Origin of the sequence: Brachyspira pilosicoli (assembly GCF_019402445.1) — a bacterium.
In the GTDB taxonomy this organism is placed as follows: Bacteria; Spirochaetota; Brachyspiria; order Brachyspirales; family Brachyspiraceae; genus Brachyspira; species Brachyspira pilosicoli_B.
Map to the genome: position 1 here is coordinate 1 of NZ_SRZM01000091.1, position 7,888 is coordinate 7,888.

General features: G+C 27.8%; 7 protein-coding genes. 4 read left to right on the forward strand and 3 right to left on the reverse strand.

Features of this window, described 5'->3' with window-relative positions:
- The first annotated feature begins 113 nt into the window (after positions 1 to 113).
- From guaA to E6A48_RS03750, 4 genes are all read left to right on the forward strand, one after another.
- Positions 114 to 1,658, forward strand: coding sequence for a glutamine-hydrolyzing GMP synthase (gene guaA, locus E6A48_RS03735; RefSeq protein ID WP_219708679.1), 1,545 nt, complete (start codon positions 114 to 116; stop codon positions 1,656 to 1,658).
- Positions 1,659 to 1,667: 9 nt separating this feature from the next.
- Complete coding sequence (locus tag E6A48_RS03740; RefSeq protein ID WP_219708680.1) at positions 1,668 to 2,633, forward strand: DNA-methyltransferase; 966 nt, start codon at positions 1,668 to 1,670, stop codon at positions 2,631 to 2,633.
- A 72-nt stretch (positions 2,634 to 2,705) separates the two neighbouring features.
- Complete coding sequence (locus tag E6A48_RS03745; RefSeq protein ID WP_219708681.1) at positions 2,706 to 3,746, forward strand: diguanylate cyclase; 1,041 nt, start codon at positions 2,706 to 2,708, stop codon at positions 3,744 to 3,746.
- A gap of 26 nt (positions 3,747 to 3,772) precedes the next feature.
- Entirely contained in the window at positions 3,773 to 4,861 is a 1,089-nt protein-coding gene (locus E6A48_RS03750) for an iron-containing alcohol dehydrogenase family protein (protein WP_219708682.1), read from the forward strand.
- Between the two features lie 80 nt (positions 4,862 to 4,941).
- On the opposite strand, the gene E6A48_RS03755 is transcribed toward E6A48_RS03750, so the two are convergent.
- The 3 genes from E6A48_RS03755 to E6A48_RS03765 all read right to left on the reverse strand — a co-directional run.
- On the reverse strand, positions 4,942 to 5,796 hold the full coding sequence (locus E6A48_RS03755) for a hypothetical protein (RefSeq protein WP_219708683.1): 855 nt from the start codon (positions 5,794 to 5,796) through the stop codon (positions 4,942 to 4,944).
- A 102-nt stretch (positions 5,797 to 5,898) separates the two neighbouring features.
- Complete coding sequence (locus tag E6A48_RS03760) at positions 5,899 to 6,825, reverse strand: sigma-70 family RNA polymerase sigma factor (RefSeq protein WP_219695250.1); 927 nt, start codon at positions 6,823 to 6,825, stop codon at positions 5,899 to 5,901.
- 73 nt (positions 6,826 to 6,898) lie between these two features.
- On the reverse strand, positions 6,899 to 7,888 hold a 990-nt coding region (locus E6A48_RS03765), incomplete at its 5' end, for a hypothetical protein (RefSeq protein ID WP_219708685.1).

Below are 7,888 nucleotides of genomic sequence, written 5' to 3' on the forward strand. Positions count from 1 at the left end.
AATCTATATATTATGATAACTATTAATTGAAATTTTATTGTTTTAATATAATATTGTCTAATTAATCTTAAATAAATCATAAATCATGTTTTTATTTTAAAAAAGAGGAAAATATGCAAAACAATATTGATAAAGTTTTAATACTAGATTTTGGCTCTCAGTTTACACAGCTTATTACAAGAAGAATAAGAGAATTAAATGTTTATTCAGAGATTCACCCATTTCATGTTTCAATAGATTTTATAAAAGAGTTTAATCCAAAAGCAATAATACTTTCAGGGGGGCCTTCAAGCGTATATGAAGAAGATGCTCCTAAAGTAGATAAAAAGTTATTTGAACTTGGTGTGCCTATACTAGGAATATGCTATGGTATGCAGATAATAGTTTATTCTATGGGCGGAAAAGTTGAAAGTGCTGACAAAAGAGAATATGGAAAAGCTGAAATTGAAATTACTAATCATGAAAGCATATTTAAATCATTTGGTAAAAATAATATTGTGTGGATGAGTCATGGAGACAGTATTAAATCTATACCAGAAGGTTTTGAACTTATAGCTAAAACTCCAAATACTGAACTTGCTGCTATAGAAAATAAAGAAAAAAATATTTATGCTATACAGTTTCACCCTGAAGTGGTTCATACAGAAAACGGAATAAAAATAATAGAAAACTTTTTGTTTAATATTTGTAAGTGTGAAAGAAATTGGAATATGGGTTCTTTTATAGAATATGAAATAAAAAGAATAAAAGAAACTGTAGGCGATAAAAATGTAATATTAGGACTTTCTGGCGGGGTTGATTCTTCTGTGGCTGCAGTGCTCATAGAAAAAGCTATAGGAAAGCAATTAAAATGTATATTTGTTAACAATGGACTATTAAGAAAAGATGAAGATAAAAAGGTTGTTGAAGTATTTAGAGATAATTTCAATATTGATTTAATTTATGTTGATGCTTCAAAGAGATTTTTGGATAAGTTAGCAGGAGTTACAGACCCTGAGCAAAAGAGAAAAATAATAGGACATGAATTTGTAAGCGTATTTAATGATGAAGCTAAAAAGATAGAAAATGTAGGATTTTTAGCACAGGGAACACTTTATCCTGATGTTATAGAGAGTGTATCATTAAGAGGAAGTTCTGCGGTTATAAAAAGCCATCATAATGTAGGCGGACTTCCAAAGGATATGAAATTTGAACTTTTAGAGCCTTTCAGAGAATTATTCAAAGATGAAGTGAGAGAGATAGGTTTAGAATTAAAGCTTCCAGAAGATATAGTTTATAGGCAGCCTTTCCCTGGTCCTGGTTTAGCAGTAAGAATACTTGGGGACATTACAGAGGAGAGAGTAAAAATACTTCAAGAGGCTGATGATATAGTTGTAAGCGAGATAAAAAAGGCTGGACTTTATAGAAAATTATGGCAGTCTTTTGCTATACTTCTTCCTGTAAAAAGTGTTGGTGTTATGGGTGATGGCAGAACTTATGAGCAGGTTTGTGCTGTAAGATGTGTTGAGAGTGTTGATGCTATGACTGCTGATTGGGCTAAAATTGATTATAATGTTTTGGGTATAATATCAAACAGAATAATAAACGAAGTTAAAGGTATTAACCGCGTTGTTTATGATATATCTTCAAAACCGCCTGCTACTATAGAATGGGAATAATATAATAGCATGGATGCAAAAGTTAAATCGGTAAAAAATAAAACTATTGATTTTGATATAAATACTGAAGAAGGAAAAGCATATTTAAATAAATGTATTATAGATAGTGATAATATAAAAGAATACAAAAAAGAAGATATTATAAATAAAACTATAAACGGTGATACTTTTGATGTATTAAAAAAAATAGAAAAAAATATAGCTGATTTAATGATAGTTGATCCTCCTTATAATATATCAAAAAACTATCATGGATATAAGTTTAAAGACAGAGATAATTTAAGCTATGATAAATATACTCATCTATGGATAGAAAGTATTATTCCTATACTAAAAGAAAATGCCACAGTTTATGTATGCTGCGATTGGAAGTCAAGCCTCATTATAGGAAATGTATTAGAGAAATATTTTAAAATACAAAATAGAATTACTTGGCAGAGAGAGAAGGGGAGAGGGGCAAAAAATAATTGGAAAAATGGAATGGAAGATATATGGTTTGCTACAGTATCAAATAAATATACTTTTAATATAGATAGAGTAAAGATAAGAAGAAAAGTAATAGCTCCATACAAAATTGAAGGAAAACCAAAAGATTGGATAGAAACAGAAAACGGAAACTTTAGAGATACTTGCCCATCTAATTTTTGGGACGATATATCTATTCCTTATTGGTCAATGCCAGAAAATACAGCACATCCAACTCAAAAACCAGAAAAATTAATAGCAAAATTAATATTGGCTAGCTCAAATGAAAATGATTTTGTATTTGACCCTTTTTTGGGAAGCGGCACTACTTCAGTTGTAGCTAAAAAATTAGGCAGAAACTACTCAGGCATAGAACAAAACCCAGCATACTGTGCTTGGGCAGAAAAAAGAATAGAACTCGCTCAAAAAAACAAAGAAATACAAGGATATACAGGTAACATCTTTTGGGAGAGAAACACAATGCAGCTTCAAAATAAGCTAAAAAAATAATTGAAAAAATATGACTTTATGTTAAAATTAATTTGGTATTATTAATATTTTTTTTGATTAAAGGCTTGTTATATGCATGTTGATATAATAAATTACATTAAGGCTGATAATGTCAAAATAATATATAAAAATACTACTTTTCAAGATTTAGTTGCTATATCATCTAAAAATCCTCCAAAACTATTTATCATCACAAATTCAAATAAGAAAATTTTTGGCGTTGTTACATATAATGATTTGTTCGCTGTTTTAGCAAAGCAAATGAAAAAAAAGAATATAGGTTGTCTTGCTAATCAAGATATATCAAAACTAGTTACTAAAAATTATATAAAAGTTCCATTTAATACAAATACTAATGATGTATTTAATATGATGATAGATAAAAAACTAGATTATGCTATTGTTGTTGATGATAAAGATTTTCCTATAGGAATAGTGGATATATACACTTTATATGATATAATTCTTAAATTAAAAATAAGAAATATAAGGCTTAGTATAGATAATATAGAACTCGAATCATCTATAGAAAAAGATAGATTTATCAAAGAGTTAAAAAAAGAAATAGATATATTAAACGAACAATCAATAATTGACCATATTACCAATTTATATAATATAAGATATTTTTATAAAGTTATAGAAGAGGAAGCTGAAAGAGCTAAACGTTATAAATATACTATATCACTTATATTTATGGATTTGGATCATTTTAAAAATGTCAATGATATATATGGGCATGATTGCGGTAATTTGGTGTTGCATGAAATAGGACGTTTATTAACTTCGTCATCTGATAATATACTAAGAAGAAGTGATATTTCTTTTAGATACGGAGGCGAAGAGTTTATTATTATTTGTCCTAATACGAATAAAGATGAAGCATTTACTGTTGGAGAGAGGATTAGAAGAACTGTTGAAAATAAAGTTTTTAATTATGAATCTCAAGATATAAAAATTACTATAAGCATAGGCATATCTGAATATAGGCATAATTCAAAAACATCAATATTTCAAAGTGTAAAAGAATCAGACATGGCTATGTATGAGGCCAAACATCAAGGCAGAAATAAAGTGATCATATATGATGAGAGGATATCTGAGAGAAAATAGTATATTATTATTATAAGGATATATTTATGGAAAGTTTATTTTTACCAAATTATACTATTGGAAGCGATGCATATAATTATATAGATGATATATGTAACAATTATGGCTCTAATGCTGTTATTATTTCGGGACAAAAATCTTTAAATGCTTCAAGAGATATTTTATTAAAGAGCTTAAAAAATATAAAGGTAACTGCTGAAATTTATTATGGTGGTGTTGCGAGCTATGAGAATGTTGAGATGCTTAAAAATATTAAAGAGATAAAAGAGGCGGATATGATTTTTGCTGTTGGTGGGGGACGTTGTGTTGATACAGTGAAAACACTTTGTGATATGATAAATAAGCCTTTATTTACATTTCCTACATTAGCTTCTAATTGTGCGGCTGTTACAAGTTTATCTGTTATGTATAATAGTGATGATTCTTATAAAAACTTATATACTCAAAAAAGACCTGCTATTCATACTTTTATCAATACTGATATTATATTAAACTCTCCTGAGAGATATTTTGTTGCGGGTATGGGAGATGCTTTATCTAAACAATATGAAACTTTATTTTCTACAAGAAATGAATCTCTTAATTATAAAGATTTTTTAGGCTATGAAATAATAAAAGAATGTTCTAATGATATAATAAAATATTCTCTAAAAGCTTTTAATGATTTTAAAAATAAAAAGTCTACTGATGATTTTAATAGAGTAGTTTTGCATATAGTATATACTACAGGACTTACATCGGTTACAATGAGAGATGATTATCATATATCATTGCCCCATGCTGTATATAACGGACTTACAAGAATAAAGGAAATAGGTGAGAAGTATTTTCATGGAGAGCTTGTCGCTTATGGTATACTCTTGCTTTTAACTATGGATAAAAAATTTGATGAACTTGAAAAAGTTTTTAATTTTAATAAATCTTTATCCCTCCCAACTTCAATAAAATCTATAGGCATAAAAGATATAAGTTTAGAAAATGATGACTTATCAAGAGTTTTAGAGGGGGCATATGCTTCAAAAGATTTGGAGGTTTCTCCTTATCCTATTACTAAAGATATGATAATTAATGCTATGCTAGAGCTTGAAGAGTATAATATAAAAAAAGCATTATAATTTTTGTTTATGTTTAAAAAATAAAAAGCTCTGGAATGATGTTTTTTTCCAGAGCTTAATTTTTTATTTAAGTTTATTTTTTATTTTAATGTTATAACATAATTCCATTGAGGCTGAGGATATCTTCCAGTTTTTCCAACAGGCATTCCATTAGAATCTGTTATTTCTGCTTCAGCATATAATAAATATCTTCCTTTAGGTAAATATTGTCCTCCGCTTAATGGAGATTTTCTTCCTGCAAAATAGAATTGAGTTTGTGCTTGTCCTTCTATAACATATATTTTTGGAAGATAGAATATTAAATCTCTGCTTAAAATATTATAATTGTCATCTATTCTTCTAGCATAAAATCTTATTCTAGCAAATTTACCTTGAGGTGGTGTTTTTACAGCCAAAGTTATTAATAATGGCTCACTTCTAGAAGCAACAAATCTGTCATTATAATTTATAATAAAAGAGCTTATATTAACAGCTTGATTATTATTTACTGTATTATTCAATGTTTGATTGTTTCCCATATTAGGTTCTACAACTACAGTACCTGTCGTATCATAAATATATGCTGAACTTCCAGAAGAAGGTTTTTTAGTAGGCTCTGGTGCTATATCTGGTATATTGTTATTATTATTAGCTTCATATAAACCATCATCTGTTAATGCTATACCATTATTATTTATATTAGTTTCTGTTATAGTAGGGTCAATAGTTTGATTTGTAGATAAGAAATCTTTTTCTTCTTGAGTAAGATCTTCACCGAATATATCATCTATTGTAGTATCAGTTGTTTCAGTTGTGTTTGTTTCTGGGAAATCTAGATTTGGCATTCCTTTACTATTTAATATACTTCTTACAATAAAAAATCCTGCAACTGCTACTATTAATACTAAAAGAATTATTATCACTGGTTTTAATTTTGTTTTTATTTCGTTTGGCATACATGATATCCTTAGAATTTTTTCAATATATGCAATTAATTCGGATAATAATAAAAATGTTTTATAAAAAAATAATTAAAAGTGTATTAATCGTGCAATATGTTAATCCCAAAGGAAGCTTTTTAATTCTTTTGATAGGTTAAGACCGGATAGTTTTTTTAGTGCTTTTATTTGTATTTGTCTTACTCTCTCTCTTGTGATATTTAGTTCTTTTCCTGTATCTTCCAATGTTTTAGGCTCTTTTCCGTAGAGTCCAAATCTTTCTATAATTACAGTTCTTTCTTTTTCATCTAGAGCTTTTAATGCTTCGGTTAAAGTATCTCTTAAACTTTCCATAAAAGCATCTTGATGAGGTGAAGGAAAGTTTTTATCTTCAATAAAAGAAGTCATATCATTATTATCAGAGTTTTTAAAGAAAGAGTCTACACTAGCAGTTTCTTGTGTGAATACTATTATAGAAGAGAGAGTTTTTCTGTCTATTTTCATTTCTTTAGCTATTTCATCTATTGAAGGCTCTCTTCCAAGCTGTTGTGTAAGGTTTTTAGATATTTGTATGCTTTTTTTTATTAATCTAGCTATATGCATTGGAAATCTTATAATATGTCTTTTGCTGGATATTTCTTTAACAATACTTTGTTTTATCCACCACACTCCATAAGTAGAAAATTTAAATCCTTTTCTATATTCAAACCTCTTTACAGCCTCTATTAAACCAATATTTCCCTCATCTATTATATCTATAAAAGGAACTCCGCTATTATAATATCTCTTTGCAATACTTATAACTAGCCTTAAATTTGATTTTACTAATTTATGCTGAATAGAATCTATTTCTTTATCAATCTCTTCAATTTCTTTAGAATACTTTTCTTCGTCCTCATCTATTAATTTATTTTTATTATCTCGGCACACTTCAAGACGCTGCCATAATTCTAATTCTTCTTCCTTTGTGAGTCTGCGTATTTCACCTATTTGTTTTAGGTATACGCTTACAGGACCTTTGTATTCTTCGTTAATATCTTTTTTCAAGTGTATATTTCCTATCAAAAGAATATAAAAAATTAATATATATAGAATAAAAGATTTTTAAAAATTGTCAAGATTATAAGTATAAACTTGCTTCTATTCCTATTTTGTTTTCCATGCTTCTGTAGGCGTATAATTGTTTTGAACGTGCATATTCGTATTTTACACCTACAGTTATTCTATATATCTCAAAACCAATACCTATAGCTATACTTGGAGTCCATTCATTATAAGAGTCTAGTATAGTGTAGCTATTATATTCTCTTTTTACAGTATTTATTTCATCTAAGTTCGCTGCCAAATATATACTACTTATAAAACTAATTTCTCCCCATATTGGCACTCTAAAATCAATACCAGAAAATATGCCAAATAAATTAACAAAATTTGATTTTTTAAATCCAGTAATTGCAAAATAACTTCCACCATAAAATGTAAACCAAGAATATTTGTAATGCAAAGAAAATTGCATCTGTTCAAAACCGCTATCTCTAAACTCTTCTGTTTCTCTATTATATAGAGTTTCATCTCCAAGTATATCTCCAGCAATATGTGCACATATATGCCTTAAAGGGCTAAATCTAAATCTTAATGTATCATCATATATATAGTCAAAAAAAGTTTCTACTTGCATATAAGTACCATACATTAAACTTTGTCCATAATATTGACTAGTACCATTTTTATATTTAGACAAGAAAAAGTGTGTTAAAAATCCAACACCAATTTTGAATCTATGTATATCCATATATTTAAATGATATAGGTGTTACTTCTGTTGCAAGTGTAGGCTGATAAAAAAAATCAATATCATCAAATTTGAAATTAGGGTTTGGGTACATCTCTTTTATATTAAAAATTGTTCCTAGTAAAAAACTGCTGTTATATGCATTAGGGTCAGCCCATGAAGAAAAATATCTGTCTGTTTCATAATTTTTAAAAGGATTATAATTCCATTTTAATTTTGTATTTGTTTCGTATGTGTCCATTTTAAATTTTATTGAATTAGTTTCTTGGGCATATATGTGTATGCTTAAAATAAATAGTATTATAATAGTGTGTTTCAT